Origin of the sequence: Paracoccus beibuensis (genome assembly GCF_026162625.1) — a bacterium.
In the GTDB taxonomy this organism is placed as follows: domain Bacteria; phylum Pseudomonadota; class Alphaproteobacteria; order Rhodobacterales; family Rhodobacteraceae; genus Paracoccus; species Paracoccus beibuensis.
This window is the reverse complement of the sequence record NZ_JAOTBD010000004.1, coordinates 199,852-214,443: the sequence shown is the minus strand read 5'-3', so window position 1 is coordinate 214,443 and position 14,592 is coordinate 199,852. Positions and strand designations below refer to the sequence as shown.

Sequence of the window (14,592 nt, the reverse complement as noted above, 5' to 3'; positions counted from 1 at the left end):
TGGGAAAACGCTTTCTCAGCCTCTCGAGCCGATGTCTCTTGACCCCGCGGCCTGACTGGAGCCAACCTCACATGCCCGGAGCCCGCTGCTCAACAATTTCCACCACATTCGCGACACGACCGCTTGGCGTGTCTGCGATATACTGACGGCCCGTGCCTTGCCCATTGTTTCCGTAGACGGCAACGCGCTTCTCGCCAAACAGGGGTTTGCTGGCCGCCTCCCATTGGTATCTTAGGAAGTCAGCGGGCATCTTCTGCATGGCGGCAACAAGCGCCCCAATCCGGGCAGGCAGAGGCTGGTCCTTAGCAGCCAGAATGCGCGCCATCAGATCAGGGAAGCGGTTCGTGTTCTCGGCCAACTGATCCCGCTCCGCCTCCGCAGCCTCGGCACGCTTCACGGCGGCGTCACGCTCTGCGGCGAGGGCTTTGATGGCTGCAATGGGCAGATATTCCTCTGGCCAAGGGGCTTGCATCCCATAGTTTGCCGTGCCCGCGTATCGCCACGTTTCCATGAATGGCTCGCCGTTGTTAGTTTTGTAGCAGACATCAATCTGCCTAATTGGTGCTTGACGAATGCCATCACTCCTCTTGGCGCTTCTGATGCCGATAGCCAGTCAAGCCGCTCCACGTCTGCGCTCATGTGCGATCCTCCGACAGGGCGGCGGGCGCATCGGAAAGCGGCATCCAGTGGGTCGGCTGTTCAAGGGTGTTGTCATGGACATCCTGAAAGCGCGGTTCTTCAAGGTGAGGGGCGTCATTCCACTTCCCGGGCATGATTGCCTCTTGACGCCCAAGGTTCCTGCTTTCAGGCCACCACCCGAGAAACCACGTTCCATCTTTCGGCGCTGTCTCAATCGGCCGCCATCCCCGCAGCGCGTCATCAGCGGGGGCGGCGGGGCGGCCGAAGTCCTTCAGCGCAAAGTCCCGCTCGGCGCCCTTCTCCACGTCCAGCGCGGTCAGCAGCCATTGTGGTTTTCCTTTACTCTGCCGCCAGCATGGGCGGGTTGTCTTCGGGCCGACGCACGGTCGGCCAATCCAGGTCGCGGGCGATGCAGACGTCCTGCAGGTCGCGTTCGAAGCTGTCGGTGACGTCGGTGATCCCGGCAGGCAGCCCGTCGGCGGTCGCGATTTGCCAGACCTCCACCGGGTCGCCGTTGTCGGCCGCGCAGGTGAAGTCGTCGTAGGCCGAGTCCCGGCAGCTGGTCGGGTCGCTGCAGCCGATGCCGAGGTCGCCATGGTCGCGGACCACGATGTAGAGGATCGGGGGCATTGGGGTACGGGGATGATCAAAAGACATTCTTGTGCCCATCCCATCCGGCTTCGGCATGCATCCATGCATTCCTGATGATCGCGATCAGCGTCGATCTGTTCGACCATCTGCCGATGTCTGGCGTTCTGCCCGGTCCGAGCCTCCTGTTTGATTGCCTTGCATCGCTTGCTGCAAAACCTGGCTCAACCTCTCGCTCGGTCAACGGTGCGTGCCGTGAACGGTTTGCTGCAGCATGGGAAGTGTCGCGACATCGCTAGCTTACAAAGACGCCGAGGTTCGGATCTACGATCGTCATTGGCAATATGAACTGATCGCCTATGATTCTGAGGCCATTGACTTCATCATGGTTCACCTGGCCAACCCGAATGATCCGGCGGAACAGACCGTCAAGGCCGGGATGCCGTCCGGTCCGAATGAAGCCTACAACTCAGCCGGCTTGCAGCGCGGCGGGCGGTCTGCATCGATCCGCGTCCACGGCTGGAACCCGACGCAGAGCAACGCGGCGTCTTTCGGTATCGATCCGGCAGTTCTCGATACCGTCACGATCCAGAACCACATCACCGATGTCATGGGCGCGGCGGCGGATGGCGTGGCCGAAATCGACAAGATCAAGGCATACGACTACTGGTTGCGGACCAAGTCCTTCGCGGAACGGCAGGCGCTGAAAGACCAGGCGCTCAGCTATTTCGGAAGCCCGTGGGATCTCGATCTACCGAAGCGCATCAACCCGGTCGTCTGCGCGTTCGAGCCGCATGTCCAAACGTCGGGCCGCCGAACGCTACAACTGGTCCACGTCCGACACGCCGGGCACGGTGGACGGAGACAGCGCGGAAGCCCGGGGCGCTTTCGCTTTGTAGGGCGAGATCACCGCAGACATAGATTATTGGGACTCGGAGGGCGGCGATTCCAGGTTACATGAAGGTCAACGAGTTCCTAAACTCGCCCAAGATCACGGGCACGCTGTCGGGCACGATGATCGTGGACTCGGTGGTGAACTGCCCTGTTTGGGAATGGAACAGCGGGACCTTGGTCTATGAGAGCGCAGTCTCCGGGATCGACTTGAAGGTAGACGGCCGGTTCCCCGAAGTCCTCCTGGGGCCGGATTTCACCGTTTCGGCCGGGAAGGTTCTCGATATCTGCTGCGGCCAGAAACAAGGCGCGGTTGGCTGGGATCACGAAGCCAACCCCGTCCTGACCGTCGCTTCCGGCGGCACATTGCGTCTGCGCGCCTATAACGGCGGTATGTCCCGCATCGAGGTCTTCCGGTCGGGTTTCTGGGATGAAGAAGCCCCTACGTCTGTCGGCAACATAATGCTGGAAGCCGGTGCAATCCTGGAGGTGGACACCACTGGAATGGCGGTCGGAACCCACGACTTCCAGTGGCCCGGTGTGACAATCGCCGACAATGGCGCCATCAAACCTACGAACGCATCCATCGTCGGCGGTCAACTGAGGGTCGTGGTCAGCTAATCTTGCGGCGGCGCTTTCGCATCGCAGCGACAGCGCCGATGCCCATCGGAAGAAGTATGGCAGGTGCCGGCAGAGGGACGGGCGCCAACTCTATCGTGGCGTCCGCGAAGGTGTAATCGGGGTGTCCGTCAAAGGTATACTGCAATACGCCCGACAGCCCATTCCACGCGATCTCTTCCCACTTAGTCCCGGACACTTCATCCTGCAGCCCGCTGAATTTGTCGAACGTGCCGCTGACATTCTCGCTGAAAAGCGTTCTGCCGGCGACAACAAGCTCAGCGAACAGGCATCCAGCACCTGCGCAGTCCGATACCGTCAGCGTCCCTCGCTCGGAGGAGCCAGTTCCGAAGCCCCAGAAACCGGGCAGCGGTGTATCGATGCGTTCGTCTCCCGGCCAATATGAGTCGAATGCCGAAACGACTGTAAAAGAAACCCGGCGGCTGACCGTCGCCGCTTCAGCCGCCGTCCCAATCGTCATCGCCGCGGCCAAGCCGAAGCACCAGTTACCAACACCCATCTCAAACACCTCCAGCAGACCGCGGCGAATCATTCTTGAATCACCGTCCCGCGCGGATCTTCACCATCACGCCGCCGTGAGTCCCGGAGAATGGACGGCGCGCAAGTCAACCGGCAGGTGATCGGCGCGTGAATCCATCAGCATAAGGAGAGCCGCATGCGCTCTGACAACGCTCGCAGGCCGACATGCTGGGCCTGATCCGCGACATGCTGCGCACGCCCGAGGCGCAAGCAGACGGCTACAGTTGGTCCGCTACCTTCGGCGGCCACGCGTCGGTCGCCCTGGGGCCGTGGGGCATCATCGCAATCGTGCTGGATATGTGGACCGCGGCATGGCTGACCCCGCTGCTCTACTTCGTCTTCTGGGAAGGCATGCAATGGGCGCTCTCCCCGCGCCGCACATGCCCGCTTCTGTGGGACGGCATCCTGGACACCGTAGCGGTGGCTTTCGGCTGCTACGCCGCTGCCTTGCTGGGCCACGATCACCAATTCGCCGCAGTCATGTGCTGGGGGGCAAGCATCGGCGTCATGGCAACGGGATGCAGGGTCCGCGAATGATCGTCGTCAGACTTGCGCAGGGCGCTTGGGCGGGCGTTGTGGGTTCGCCCAGGTCGAGGCGGTGCAGGTTGTCGGGGTGGGCGTGGTGTGGGGCGGTCATGCTGCACCGTCTTCCGCGCGTTTGCGCATGTCTTTCAGAGCTTCCTCATTGCTCTCGTAGAGCAGCCCGAGCAATCCGAGCAGCACGCGCTATTCATCGAAGCTAATGTTGATGGCACCAACCAGATCATCGCGGCTGCCAACCGCTTTGCCGTGGCGACAGGGACAGGACCGGCTGCCACACGACGCATTCCGTTTCTGATCGACAACGGTCAAGTCTACATGGACATCGCGTTCATCAAAGACCTGTCGGTCGACACGATCAAAATCACCAATTCTGCCGTAACCAAGTTCGCGGAAGCACTCAACTGTAACGGAGTGGTAACTGACAATACATCAAGCACGGTTCTTGTTGTTCGGTCAGATTGGACAGCTGACACGCGCCACCTGGTGACAGCAAGGGTTGAGTATCAGCCCCGCGCCTCCGACGGCGGGGCCGTCAACATCGAGCCGTATATCGAACTGGTCAAGGACGGCACAAGAATACTCCAGATCAGGCGCCCGCAGATACCGAACGACGCAACATCAAGCTCGCACGGCACGCTCTACCAGTATGACCTTCCTTTGGAGTGGTATGATGCTGGCAACTACAGCTTACAGTTCAGGTTTACCACCACCGGCCTGTCGGCAAGGCTAGGCGGGCGCATCACGACTGCGAGGTGGGTGAGATGATCGCAGCCACCTACTACGACATCTCATCGGGCGAAATCGGCAAGACCCTGACGGCTGAGGGTGAAGACAACCCGGTCGCATACTTTGAGCTGAACGCCGAGCCGGGCACGGCTTGGGTCTTCGGCGCCTATGATGCCGATCAGTTTCATTTCGATGACGGGCAGATGGTTGAGCGTCCTGCCCGTCCCGGCCCCTGGGCTATCTGGGATGGTGAGAAGCGGATCGACCCTCGCACAGAGGCGACCGTGGCTGCTGATGCGCAGAAGGTCAGAACCATGGTCTTTGCAGACCTCCGCGATGACCGTGACCGCCGCTTGCTAGCCTGCGACGGGACGCAGGTTAGAGACGGCGGCGCGGTTCGGCTTCGCCCCGATGACAGCAGACACGACCCAAATATGTCGCCCGATCACCTTGCCTTGTTGTTTCAGCGATTGTTGCACGAGGCGGTAAGTCCGCCCTATCCGCTGAAACAGCCAACTTGACGCAGCCGGGCGGCAAAAATGTAGCTCTGCAGATTGAAATTCTTCGCCAGGATGAACAGGCTGAGGCGTAGCAACAGGATCATGTTACGCGATCCGGTGACCGACCTGGGGGCGCTGCATCGGCAAAACGCGGTAACCGTCAAAATCTGGCGGGTTCCTGCTGAAAGTGCAGACGGCTCTTTCTTCTGCGGGCGGTTCGTGGAACAGGGGCATCCAACAAGAGCGGTGCGGCCCCGAGTCGCGATCCGCCGGAGAGCAGGAGCAGAGTCGACGTGTCAGACCGATACGCCCGGACCCCGGACGAGACCATGCCAGCAAGGGTCGCTGCGCTTCAGGTGCGCGGCCGCTTCCTGACCGTGCTTGCATTGCGGGTCGATCCGCAGGCCCTGGACGGCCGGCTTTACGCGCAGCTTGATGACCAGCTGAGCAAGACGCCGCAGTTCTTCTCGGGCGCTCCGGTCGTGCTCGACCTCGGGAACGCACTGCAGCCGGGGGACGCCGATCCCCTGCGCGAATTGGTCGAGAACCTGCGCCGGCGCGAGCTGCGGGTCTTTGGCGTCCAGAACGCTGCGGGTCTGGATGCGGATGCGCTGCAGTCGCTGGGGCTGATCGCCGTCAGCACCGGCCGCGACGCGCCGATGCCGCGTGCTGCCGGTCCGTCCCGGGCGGCCGAAAAGCCGCGCCCGGTCCAGAACAAGGTTATCCGCTCGACCGTGCGGTCGGGGCAGATGATCGTGGCCGAGCAGGGCGACCTGACGGTCATCGGCTCGGTCGCGTCGGGGGCCGAACTGGTCGCGGCGGGCAATATCCACGTCTATGGCACGCTTCGCGGTCGTGCCATGGCGGGTGCCCATGGCGATGAGGACGCGCATATCTTCTGCCAGAGCCTGAACGCCGAACTGGTCGCCATCGCGGGTCTGTATCAAACCAGCGAAGCGATCGAGGACGCGGCCCGCAACCGCTGCACCCATATTTACCTGGAGGACGAGAAACTTCGCATGGAGGTGATCGCATGACGACGGAAGCCAAGGAAAATCCGCCCCTGGGGCGGGTCATCGTGATCACCTCGGGCAAGGGGGGCGTCGGCAAGACGACCTCGGCCGCGGCGATCTCGGCAGGTCTGGCAAAGCAGGGCTTCAGGACGGTGGTCATCGACTTCGACGTCGGGCTGCGCAACCTGGACATGATCATGGGATGCGAGCGGCGGGTCGTGTTCGACTTCATCAACGTCATCCAGGGCGACGCCAAGCTGAAGCAGGCGCTGATCAAGGACAAGCGCCTGGACACGCTGTCGATCCTGCCCACCTCGCAGACGCGCGACAAGGATGCCCTGACCAAGGAGGGCGTCGAGAAGATCCTGGCCGAGCTGAAGGCCGAATTCGACTACATCGTCTGCGACAGCCCCGCCGGGATCGAGCGTGGCGCGCAGATGGCGATGTATTTCGCCGACGAGGCGGTGGTCGTGACCAATCCCGAGGTGTCGTCGGTTCGCGACAGCGACCGGGTGCTGGGCCTGCTGAGCAGCCAGACCAAGCGCGCCGAGACCGTGGGTGCCGAGCCGATCAAGGCGCAGGTCCTGTTGACCCGCCACGACCAGGCCCGCATCGACAGCGGCGAGATGATGACGGTCGAGGACGTGCTCGAAATCCTTGCGGTGCCGCTTCTGGGTATCATCCCGGAAAGCAAGGCGATCCTGCGCGCGTCGAACGTTGGTACGCCGGTGGTCCTCGACGGTCCCTCGGCCGCGGCCCAGGCCTATGAGGACGCCGTGGCGCGCCTGACCGGCAGCGAAGTCGAGATGCGCATCGCGGGCGAACGTCGGCCCGGCCTCTTCCAGCGGCTGTTCGGACGTGCGTCATGAACCTGTTCAGCTTTGCCCGCAAGCCGCGCCCGCCCAAATCCGCGCAGACGGCCAAGGACCGGCTGCAGATCCTCCTCGCGCATGAACGCAGCGGCGGCACTAAAGAGGCCGACTACCTGCCGATGCTGCAGCGCGACATCGTCGCCGCAATCCGCAAGTATGTCGAGATCGGGGAAACCGATGTCGACGTCCGAATGGAGCGCGGCGAGCAGATGTCGAGCCTGGAGATCAACATCGACCTGCCGCAGGTCAAGCCGAAATCCAGCTGACGGCTGCCCCGGCAGGGGCGGCAGGATCTGAAGCCCTCTCGGCGCCGACCGCGCCGAGAGGGCATTATGCTTCGGATTGTTTCCGATTTTATATGAAATATGGAAAACAATCAGGCTCTGGACGCCTTGTCCGCCCTTGCACATGACATCCGGATGGATGTCTTTCGTCTGCTGGTCAAGGCCGGACCCAGGGTCTGCCCGCCGGAGAGATGGCCGACAGCCTGGACATCAGGCCGAACACGCTGTCGAACTACCTGACCATCCTGACGGCTGCCGGGTTGGTGCGCTCTGTCCGAGAGGGGCGCTCGATCCGCTATCTCGCACGGAGGGAGACGATGCGCGGCCTCCTCGGTTTCCTGATGGAGGACTGCTGCGGTGGGCACCCACAGCCGTGCCAGCCGGTTCTGGACCAGATTGCGTGCGGGTGCTGACGGTGACCACCGGTGTGAATGACATGACGCAGCCAAAGGCGAACCCTTGGGCATCTTCGAGCGCTGGCTGACCCTCTGGGTCGGCCATGCGATGATCGGCGGGCTGGCGATCGGTCATTGGCTGCCGGATCTGGCGCAGGGGATCGCGGCGCTCGAGGTCGCCTCGATCAACGTGGTCGTCGCCGTGCTGATCTGGGCGATCGTCTATCCGACGATGGTGCGAGTCGGCTTCGGTGCCGTCGCCGGCGTCGCGCGGCAACCCAAGGGGGCTGCTGATCACGCTGGCTGTCAACTGGCTGATCAAACCATTCACCATGGCGTTTCTGTTCTTCGACCACGCCTCCGCCCCCTGGTTCGCGCCCGAGGATGCGCAGCAATACATCGCGGGTCTGATCCGGCTCGGCGCGGCGCCCTGCACGGCAAGGGTATTCGTCTGGTCGCAACTGACCCGCGGCGATGCCACCTATGCGCTGCAGGTGTGACCTGATCATGGTCGTGGCCTTCGCGCCCGTCGTGGCCCTGCTGCTGGGCGTGACCCTGATCGCGGTGCCTTGGCAGACGCCGGTGCTTTACGTCGTGCTCCCCTTTGCGGCGGGTGCTGCGCGATCCCCGGCGCATCGAGGTCTTTTCGACCAGCGTCAAGCCGTGGTCGATGATCGGGCTGATAGCGACGGTCGCGATCCTCTTTGCGCTGCAGGGGCAGACGATCCTGAACCGCCCGACGATCACCGCGCTGATCGCCGTGCCGATCCTGATCCAGAGCTATCTTGTCTTCGCATCGGCTATGGCGCGGCCTACATCATGCGCATTCCGTACCGAATCGCGGCATGGTCTGATGTTTGCCAGACCGTCACGGCGGGGTGTCCGCCGTGATGAAGACCCTGAGCGGCTGGATCGCGCTGTCCCTTGATGGCGTGCGGTCGATGCAGGGCAAGACGCCGGCGGTGATGCACGTCCGGGCTGCAGCCAAAGCTTCAACACCGTGAACCAGCTGCGCATCCTGGGACGCTGGATGCGCCTTCTGACGATCCCGAACCAGTCGGTCGCCAAGGGGTGGGACGAGTTCGACGACGGCGGCCGGATGAAGCTCTCGCCCTGTTGCGTCCTCATGGTGGACTTGATCGAGGATCTGGTGCGGTTGGCCCTTCCGACCTGCGATATCAAGGACCACCATTTGGACCGGTACTCGGAACGGGTGGAAAGCCATGACGCTCTGTCGCGGCGCGTGTGCCAGACGAAAGTTGTCTGAAGATAGCGGGATCAATGGTTTTTCGCTTGTGCCACCCGCAATGCTGCCATGCAGCATCAGCGGTTGTGGCAGGCGCTTCGAGCGGTCATCTTGGCGGCAAGGGAGGAAACGACTTCGATCTTCGAAAGGAGTTTCCAAATGGCGACAATCGCCTCGAACCATCAAACCGTCGTCAGCCTTGCAGCTGCCCTTCTCGCTCCGCTGCGCGCAGTCGGTCGCATACTTGTCGATCTGGCGGATGCCGCCAGCCTGGCGCGCAGCCTCGCCGAGGTCAGCCGCATGTCCGAAAGCAGCCTGACGGCCAGAGGCCTCACTCGTGACGGAGAGATCCGCCGCCTTCTGCATGGCACCCCGTCGGCGTGACGAACATCGGCGTCCTGCCAGTCGGCCGAAACGTTCCCACGTCCGACCCGACATGCCTGCGCCTGAAGATCCCCCTGTCTGCCTTTGCCAGAAAGCTTACGCACATGAAAATGATCATCGTTTCCACCGTCGCCGCGCTTGGTCTCGCCGCACCTGCCATGGCCGAAGTCGCCGTGCTTTCAGCGCCGCTGCAGGCCGCAAGCCTGCGCACCGGCGCTCTCGACGTGGCGGCCTATCGCGTCGACCTTGCCGACGGCGCACATGAAGTCACAGCCATGTTCCGGGGCCGCACCAGCGCAGAACCCCAGCGCGTCGTAATGCGCCTGGAGGATGCGGACGAAGTCCAATTCTCGATGCCGGGCGAGCCGGACACGATCTACACCTTCGCCAGCGTCGGCAACGCCGTCGAGATCTCGGCGCAGCGCACCTCGGTCCAGATCGCCTCGCGCTGATCTTCCGGCGGCCCGTCGTCACCCGACGATAGGACGCCTTTCCACGACCAGGTCCGTCATCTGCCAAGACAGAGAGGCGGTCTGACCGCGAAAGACGCTCCAGTTAAGCGATCTGTCGTGCCTTCCGGCAGTTTCAGGCAACCTTCTCTCCACGACATGAAAGGCAGACCCCGAGGTTCTGCCTTTTCCCGTTCAGCGCATCCGCTTTTGTCCGCGCACTCATCCACCCGACGGTCAGACAACGTCCTGCATCCGCAACGCCGGCTTTGGAGCAGGCGCGGAAAACAGCGGGGCAGCCGCGGTCCATCGAGACATGCCCAAAGCCAACGCCCATCCACCGATCAGGCTGACCACTATCGAGGCGAATGCCGCAACCGCATAGCTGGTTATTCCCGCCCGACCTGCGCTCTTGGCAATCAGGATCATGAAGATGGCGTGGCTGACGTAGAAGACAATGGATCGCTGTCCGATCCAGATCGGGGGGCGGGCCAGCACGGTCCGTTCCAGCCTGACCGCCACTGCCGGGAAGAACAGCACACCAGCCAGCGACATCGCGATCCAGTGGGGTCCGAAGTTGAGGTCGAAGCGCACTGTCGCCAACCCGGTGACGACCACGGCCGGCGTCAGCCATCAGATCCAGCGAGAGGCCAGCGTTCTGGCCAGGACGTCCGGACAGCGGGCGGCCGAGGTGCCGAGGAAGAACAGCGCCATGAGGAAGAACAGCCGTTCGGAGTATTTGGCGCCGTCCGCCGACAGGATCGAGAGCAGGAAGGCCGTAACGGCCACAAGAAGCGGGTCCACGCTCTCAAGCGTCTTGGCGACCAGATAGTACACGAAGATGAAGCCCAGGAACCACAGGTGGCTTCCACCGGTATAGACTTTCTGAAGGTAATGCAGGTTCGTCGGCTCTGTCCCTGTCACCAGCACGTAGCTCGTGGACCAGACCAGGAACGGCCACAAGATGCCCCGCAGCTTGCCGCCAAGGTACTGGGACGCGGGCTTTGCCAGCGAGCGCGCCAGCAGCATGCCGGACGGAACACAAGCAGCGGCATCCGGAACAGCTTCAGCGTCTCGTTGAGCTGGCGCCAGGTGTCGTTGGAGGCGAAACCGCATTTCTCTGGGATGGTGACGGAATGGAACGCGATGACGGCGAGGATCGCGGCGCCGCGCAGGATGTCCATCCAGAACATGCGCTGGGACTGTTCGCGCGTCCTGTCGGATGTGGCGTCATGTGTCATGTGAGGCCGGTCCCATGTCAGTATCTTGTTCATGCCGACGCGGCTAGCGCGGCGGGTGGGTGCGCATCGCCCGAGAGAGGGCGGCGAACTTGTTACTGTTGACCGTCATGCCATGCTCGCACAGCGACCGTCGACCCGACGAGCCGAACGGAGATTGAAGAACTAAAGTCCATTTATCAAAGGTACATGACAGAACTCGCCGCAACGAACAGCAGCAAGGCGCGGGCGGGCGGCATGCCGCCCACGTCCGTCTGCAACGTCGGCAGCGGGCTGCTGGTCGGGCCTGGGAAGTGTCACCCGTGCAGGCAATCCTTCGCCGGGGCGGCAGACTTGCCCCGCGCTCCATCAAAGGGGATGATGCCGCGACACCGCGGAGGGGGGCTTGTGGCACAGGCGACGGACATGAGGCTCGGCACGGTCGTGCGACCCCTCTTCCTTTCGGAAGGGAGGCGGCGTGTCGTTGCAGCCGTTCTGCTCGGTCTTCTGGGCTGGGCGATCCTGTGGCAAGGGGGTGCATGGCTGGCTGCACGGCAGGTCGCCGCGACCGTGCCGCAGGGCGAGAACATCCTGCGGCTGGCCGTCTCGGGTCTGAGGGGCGAGCTGGCACGGTACGAGCGTCTGCCGGACCTGATGGCGCGCACCTCGGTCCTTGGGGCTGCGCTTGCGCCGGACGCCTCGCGCGCCGAGGTCGCCGCCGCGAACCTCTATCTGCGACACGTCACGTCGATGATGGGGCTGTCCGATGCTTATATCATGGACCGCGGCGGAACGACCGTCGCGGCCAGCAACTTCGACCAGCCTCTCAGCTTCATCGGCGAGACCTTCGACTATCGCCCGTATTTCCGCAGCGCGCTGGACGGCGGCACCGGGCGGTTCTTTGCGTTGGGCACGACATCCGGCAAGCGCGGATACTATTTCGGCGCGGCCGTCCACGACCGCGGCCGCGTTGTCGGCGTCCTGGCGCTGAAGGTCGACATGGACGCCATCGAGGACAGCTGGCGCGCTGCCGAATACGAGATCATCGTGACCGACAGCGAAGGCATCGTGTTCCTGGCCAGCCGCCGCGACTGGCATTTCCGGTCGCTGGCCCCGCTGACATCCGAGGCGCGGGCGCGCATTGCGGCCACCCGTCGCTATGGTGGCCAACCGCTGCAGGCGCTGCCTCTGCGGCCGACCAGTGACGTGGCCGGACACCAGCTGCTTCGTCTGGACGCCGGTGGCGCGCGGCGTGAATTCGTTTCGGTCGCCGAGACGATGCCAGAGGCCGATTGGACCGTTCAGGTCCTGCTGGACACGGCGCCCGCGCGGCGCCAGGCGCAACTGGCGGCGGCGGCGGGGCTGCTGATCGTCGGCGCGACGCTGGCGGCGCTGATGGCGTGGATGCAGCGCCGGGCGCGGCTGCGGGAACGGCTGTCCATTCAGGCCGAAGCGCAGGCCCAGCTGGAGGAGCGGGTGTCGGCGCGCACGCTGGAACTGGCGCGCGTCAACGCGCGGCTGGAAGCCGAGGTGACCGAGCGTCGCCTGACCGAGGCAGAGCTGCGCCGCACGCAGCGCCACCTGGTCCAATCCGCCAAGCTGGCTGCCTTGGGCCAGATGTCCGCCACCCTGTCGCACGAGTTGAGCCAGCCGTTGGGCGCGGTCCGCAACTTCGCCGCCAACGCGATGACCTATATCGACCGCCAGCGGGTGCCAGAGGCGCGCGACAACATCGCCCGCATCCTGACGCTGGCCGACCGGATGACCGAGATCGGTCGCACCCTGCGCAACTTTGCCCGCAAGCCGAACGCCCAGCTGTCGGATGTCGACCTGCACGAGGTGCTGCGCGACGCGCAGGAGGTCATCGCCTGGCGGATCGGCAAGCAGCCGGTCGATCTGCAGGTCGACCTGCCGCCGGGGCCGCTAATTGTCAGGGCAGGGGCAGTGCGGCTGCAGCAGGTGATCGTCAACCTGCTCTCGAACGCTTTGGACGCGCTGGACGGCCGCCCCGACGCGCTGATCCGCGTCACGGCCGAGGCCGCGTCCGACAGGATCGCGCTGATCGTGTCGGACAACGGCCCCGGCATCCCAGCAGAACTGGAGGAGCGGATCTTCGATCCCTTCTTCTCGACAAAGGGGGTCGGCAGCGGGCTGGGGCTTGGCCTTTCGATATCGTATAATATCATCAGGGACTTCGGCGGAGAACTTCGGCTGGTCCGTCGATCCGGCGGGGCCGGCTTCCGGCTGGATCTGCCGCGTCCGGGGAAGGGCAGATGAGCGGCGGCCGGATCCTTTTGATCGATGACGAGGCGGAGATGCGTCTCTCGACGGCGCAGGCGCTCGACCTCGAAGGGTTCGAGGTCGAGGACGTCGCCGATGCGCAATCGGCGCTGGATCGCGTTGGCTTTGGCTTCGACGGGATCGTCGTGACCGACATCCGCATGCCGGGAATGGACGGCCTGACGCTGATGCGCCGGATCCACGAGATCGACGCCGACATCCCGGTGATCCTGGTCACCGGCCATGGCGACATCCAGCTGGCGGTCCGGGCAATGCGGCAGGGTGCTTATGATTTCGTGGAAAAGCCCTTTGACGGGCAGCAACTGGCCGAGATCGCGGCCCGCGCCATGGATTACCGCCGCGTCGTGCTGGAAAACCGGGTGCTGCGGGCGGCGGCGGGGCAGGCGGACGACCTGGAAACGCGGCTGGTCGGCCGGTCGACGGCCATGATCGACCTGCGCCGCCGCCTGCGCACCATCGGTCCGACCGAGGCCGACGTGTTGATCGTGGGCGAAACCGGCGTCGGCAAAGAGATCGTCGCCCGCGCCCTGCACGACCTCTCGCCCCGCGCCCGCAAGCCTTTCATCGCGATCGACTGCGCCGCCCTGCCTGCGTCGTTGATCGAATCCGAGCTGTTCGGTCACGAGGCCGGGGCGTTTCCCGGCGCGCTGCGCCCGCGCTATGGCAAGTTCGAACATGCGCGCGGCGGCACCATCCTGCTGGACGAGATCGGCTCGACGCCCTGGGACGTGCAGGGCAAGCTGTTGCGGGTGGTGCAGGACCGGGTGATCTCTCCGCTCGGCTCGAACGAGGATCGGGTGCTGGACGTGCGCTTTCTTGCGACGTCCCGGCAGGCGCTGGAGGACGAGGTCGCGGCGGGGCGGTTCCGCGCCGACCTGCTCTATCGCCTGAACGTCGTGACGCTGCATGTCCCGCCCCTGTCGGCGCGGCGCGAGGATATCCAGCTGCTGTTCATCAAGCTGGTGCAAGAGGCCGCCGCCCGCCACCGGCGCCCCCCGGTGACCGTTCCCCCGCAGCTTCTGGCCGCCGTCGCCGAACGCGCCTGGCCCGGCAACGTCCGCGAGTTGCGCAACGCCGCCGACCGCCATGCCCTGGGCATCGCCCTGCAACCGGCCGAGGATCGCGCCCCCGACCAGATGCGCCTGGCGCATCGCGTCGCGGGATTCGAGCGGGACGTGATCGTCTCGACCCTTGCGGCTCATGGCGGCCGGCTGAAGCCGGTCTACGAGGCGCTCGGTCTGTCGCGGAAGTCGCTTTATGAAAAGATGCAGAAATACCGGATCAACAAGACGCAGTACATAGACACGGGCGACGACATTGATGGTTGATGGGAGGATTTCCACCCGCACACCGCGACGGATGTTACCGAATCCACCCATGACTTAC

At 64.1% G+C, this 14,592-nt stretch carries 19 protein-coding genes and 2 pseudogenes; 15 read left to right on the top strand and 6 right to left on the bottom strand.

The features are described 5' to 3' along the window. Positions 1–67 precede the first annotated feature (67 nt). From OC159_RS04985 to OC159_RS04975, 3 genes are all read right to left on the bottom strand, one after another. Positions 68–511, bottom strand: a complete 444-nt coding sequence (locus tag OC159_RS04985; RefSeq protein WP_265500046.1) for a hypothetical protein — start codon at positions 509–511, stop codon at positions 68–70. Between the two features lie 124 nt (positions 512–635). Next, entirely contained in the window at positions 636–944 is a 309-nt protein-coding gene (locus OC159_RS04980) for a DUF551 domain-containing protein (protein WP_265500045.1), read from the bottom strand. 34 nt (positions 945–978) lie between these two features. Continuing rightward, positions 979–1,269, bottom strand: coding sequence for a hypothetical protein (locus OC159_RS04975; RefSeq protein ID WP_265500044.1), 291 nt, complete (start codon positions 1,267–1,269; stop codon positions 979–981). 232 nt (positions 1,270–1,501) lie between these two features. Here OC159_RS04975 and OC159_RS04970 point away from each other — a divergent pair, with 232 nt between their 5' ends. Together OC159_RS04970 and OC159_RS04965 are read left to right on the top strand one after the other, a co-directional pair. After that, on the top strand, positions 1,502–2,188 hold the full coding sequence (locus tag OC159_RS04970; protein ID WP_265500043.1) for a hypothetical protein: 687 nt from the start codon (positions 1,502–1,504) through the stop codon (positions 2,186–2,188). Next, positions 2,185–2,739, top strand: a complete 555-nt coding sequence (locus OC159_RS04965; protein WP_265500042.1) for a hypothetical protein — start codon at positions 2,185–2,187, stop codon at positions 2,737–2,739. The genes OC159_RS04970 and OC159_RS04965 overlap by 4 nt, the downstream gene beginning before the upstream one ends. Here OC159_RS04965 and OC159_RS04960 read toward each other — a convergent pair. Then, on the bottom strand, positions 2,732–3,289 hold the full coding sequence (locus OC159_RS04960; RefSeq protein WP_265500041.1) for a VPLPA-CTERM sorting domain-containing protein: 558 nt from the start codon (positions 3,287–3,289) through the stop codon (positions 2,732–2,734). The two genes, OC159_RS04965 and OC159_RS04960, sit on opposite strands and share 8 nt — an antisense overlap. 152 nt (positions 3,290–3,441) lie before the next feature. On the opposite strand from OC159_RS04960, the gene OC159_RS04955 reads away from it, so the two are divergent. The 11 genes and pseudogenes from OC159_RS04955 (at position 3,442) to OC159_RS04905 (ending at position 9,691) form a co-directional block, all read left to right on the top strand. Further along, on the top strand, positions 3,442–3,813 hold the full coding sequence (locus OC159_RS04955; protein WP_265500040.1) for a hypothetical protein: 372 nt from the start codon (positions 3,442–3,444) through the stop codon (positions 3,811–3,813). 87 nt (positions 3,814–3,900) lie between these two features. After that, positions 3,901–4,584: a phage tail tip fiber protein gene (locus OC159_RS04950; RefSeq protein ID WP_265500039.1), complete on the top strand. Its 684-nt coding sequence runs from the start codon at positions 3,901–3,903 to the stop codon at positions 4,582–4,584. Beyond that, positions 4,581–5,066 (top strand): hypothetical protein, encoded by a 486-nt coding sequence (locus OC159_RS04945; protein WP_265500038.1) that lies wholly within the window; start codon positions 4,581–4,583, stop codon positions 5,064–5,066. The genes OC159_RS04950 and OC159_RS04945 overlap by 4 nt, the downstream gene beginning before the upstream one ends. Before the next feature lie 308 nt (positions 5,067–5,374). Next, the gene (gene minC / locus OC159_RS04940) at positions 5,375–6,082 is read left to right on the top strand and encodes a septum site-determining protein MinC (RefSeq protein WP_265500037.1); all 708 of its coding nucleotides are present in this window, start codon (positions 5,375–5,377) and stop codon (positions 6,080–6,082) included. Further along, positions 6,079–6,927, top strand: coding sequence for a septum site-determining protein MinD (gene minD, locus OC159_RS04935; RefSeq protein WP_265500036.1), 849 nt, complete (start codon positions 6,079–6,081; stop codon positions 6,925–6,927). Before minC ends, minD begins: the two co-directional genes overlap by 4 nt. Continuing rightward, positions 6,924–7,196: a cell division topological specificity factor MinE gene (gene minE, locus OC159_RS04930; protein ID WP_265500035.1), complete on the top strand. Its 273-nt coding sequence runs from the start codon at positions 6,924–6,926 to the stop codon at positions 7,194–7,196. The genes minD and minE overlap by 4 nt, the downstream gene beginning before the upstream one ends. A gap of 99 nt (positions 7,197–7,295) precedes the next feature. Beyond that, positions 7,296–7,627 (top strand): annotated as a pseudogene (locus OC159_RS04925) (ArsR/SmtB family transcription factor). A gap of 91 nt (positions 7,628–7,718) precedes the next feature. Continuing rightward, positions 7,719–8,455, top strand: a pseudogene (locus tag OC159_RS04920) (arsenic resistance protein); the annotation flags it as partial. Positions 8,456–8,609: 154 nt separating this feature from the next. Then, positions 8,610–8,876, top strand: coding sequence for an NADPH-dependent FMN reductase family protein (locus tag OC159_RS04915; RefSeq protein WP_265500034.1), 267 nt, complete (start codon positions 8,610–8,612; stop codon positions 8,874–8,876). 138 nt (positions 8,877–9,014) lie between these two features. After that, positions 9,015–9,239 carry a DUF1127 domain-containing protein gene (locus tag OC159_RS04910; protein ID WP_265500033.1) on the top strand — a complete coding sequence of 75 codons (225 nt, stop codon included), beginning with the start codon at positions 9,015–9,017 and terminating at the stop codon, positions 9,237–9,239. Positions 9,240–9,343: 104 nt separating this feature from the next. Then, complete coding sequence (locus OC159_RS04905) at positions 9,344–9,691, top strand: hypothetical protein (RefSeq protein ID WP_265500032.1); 348 nt, start codon at positions 9,344–9,346, stop codon at positions 9,689–9,691. A gap of 234 nt (positions 9,692–9,925) precedes the next feature. Here the strand turns inward: OC159_RS04905 and OC159_RS04900 are convergent, their stop codons facing one another. Both OC159_RS04900 and OC159_RS04895 read right to left on the bottom strand, forming a co-directional pair. Then, the gene (locus OC159_RS04900) at positions 9,926–10,291 is read right to left on the bottom strand and encodes a hypothetical protein (protein ID WP_265500031.1); all 366 of its coding nucleotides are present in this window, start codon (positions 10,289–10,291) and stop codon (positions 9,926–9,928) included. A gap of 30 nt (positions 10,292–10,321) precedes the next feature. Further along, entirely contained in the window at positions 10,322–10,717 is a 396-nt protein-coding gene (locus OC159_RS04895) for a hypothetical protein (RefSeq protein ID WP_265500030.1), read from the bottom strand. A 614-nt stretch (positions 10,718–11,331) separates the two neighbouring features. On the opposite strand from OC159_RS04895, the gene OC159_RS04890 reads away from it, so the two are divergent. After that, complete coding sequence (locus tag OC159_RS04890; RefSeq protein WP_265500029.1) at positions 11,332–13,182, top strand: sensor histidine kinase; 1,851 nt, start codon at positions 11,332–11,334, stop codon at positions 13,180–13,182. Further along, positions 13,179–14,534: a sigma-54-dependent transcriptional regulator gene (locus tag OC159_RS04885; protein ID WP_265500028.1), complete on the top strand. Its 1,356-nt coding sequence runs from the start codon at positions 13,179–13,181 to the stop codon at positions 14,532–14,534. The genes OC159_RS04890 and OC159_RS04885 overlap by 4 nt, the downstream gene beginning before the upstream one ends. Positions 14,535–14,592: the final 58 nt, after the last annotated feature.

Coding starts and splice junctions, on each gene's coding strand:
- OC159_RS04965 (WP_265500042.1), top strand. CDS start 2,185: ATGAAGGTCAACGAGTTCCTAAACTCGCCCAAGATCACGGGCACGCTG.
- minD (WP_265500036.1), top strand. CDS start 6,079: ATGACGACGGAAGCCAAGGAAAATCCGCCCCTGGGGCGGGTCATCGTG.
- OC159_RS04905 (WP_265500032.1), top strand. CDS start 9,344: ATGAAAATGATCATCGTTTCCACCGTCGCCGCGCTTGGTCTCGCCGCA.
- OC159_RS04970 (WP_265500043.1), top strand. CDS start 1,502: ATGGGAAGTGTCGCGACATCGCTAGCTTACAAAGACGCCGAGGTTCGG.
- minE (WP_265500035.1), top strand. CDS start 6,924: ATGAACCTGTTCAGCTTTGCCCGCAAGCCGCGCCCGCCCAAATCCGCG.
- OC159_RS04975 (WP_265500044.1), bottom strand. CDS start 1,269: ATGCCCCCGATCCTCTACATCGTGGTCCGCGACCATGGCGACCTCGGC.
- OC159_RS04945 (WP_265500038.1), top strand. CDS start 4,581: ATGATCGCAGCCACCTACTACGACATCTCATCGGGCGAAATCGGCAAG.
- OC159_RS04960 (WP_265500041.1), bottom strand. CDS start 3,289: ATGATTCGCCGCGGTCTGCTGGAGGTGTTTGAGATGGGTGTTGGTAAC.
- OC159_RS04955 (WP_265500040.1), top strand. CDS start 3,442: ATGCTGGGCCTGATCCGCGACATGCTGCGCACGCCCGAGGCGCAAGCA.
- OC159_RS04895 (WP_265500030.1), bottom strand. CDS start 10,717: ATGCTGCTGGCGCGCTCGCTGGCAAAGCCCGCGTCCCAGTACCTTGGC.
- OC159_RS04910 (WP_265500033.1), top strand. CDS start 9,015: ATGGCGACAATCGCCTCGAACCATCAAACCGTCGTCAGCCTTGCAGCT.
- OC159_RS04890 (WP_265500029.1), top strand. CDS start 11,332: ATGAGGCTCGGCACGGTCGTGCGACCCCTCTTCCTTTCGGAAGGGAGG.
- OC159_RS04985 (WP_265500046.1), bottom strand. CDS start 511: ATGGAAACGTGGCGATACGCGGGCACGGCAAACTATGGGATGCAAGCC.
- OC159_RS04885 (WP_265500028.1), top strand. CDS start 13,179: ATGAGCGGCGGCCGGATCCTTTTGATCGATGACGAGGCGGAGATGCGT.
- minC (WP_265500037.1), top strand. CDS start 5,375: ATGCCAGCAAGGGTCGCTGCGCTTCAGGTGCGCGGCCGCTTCCTGACC.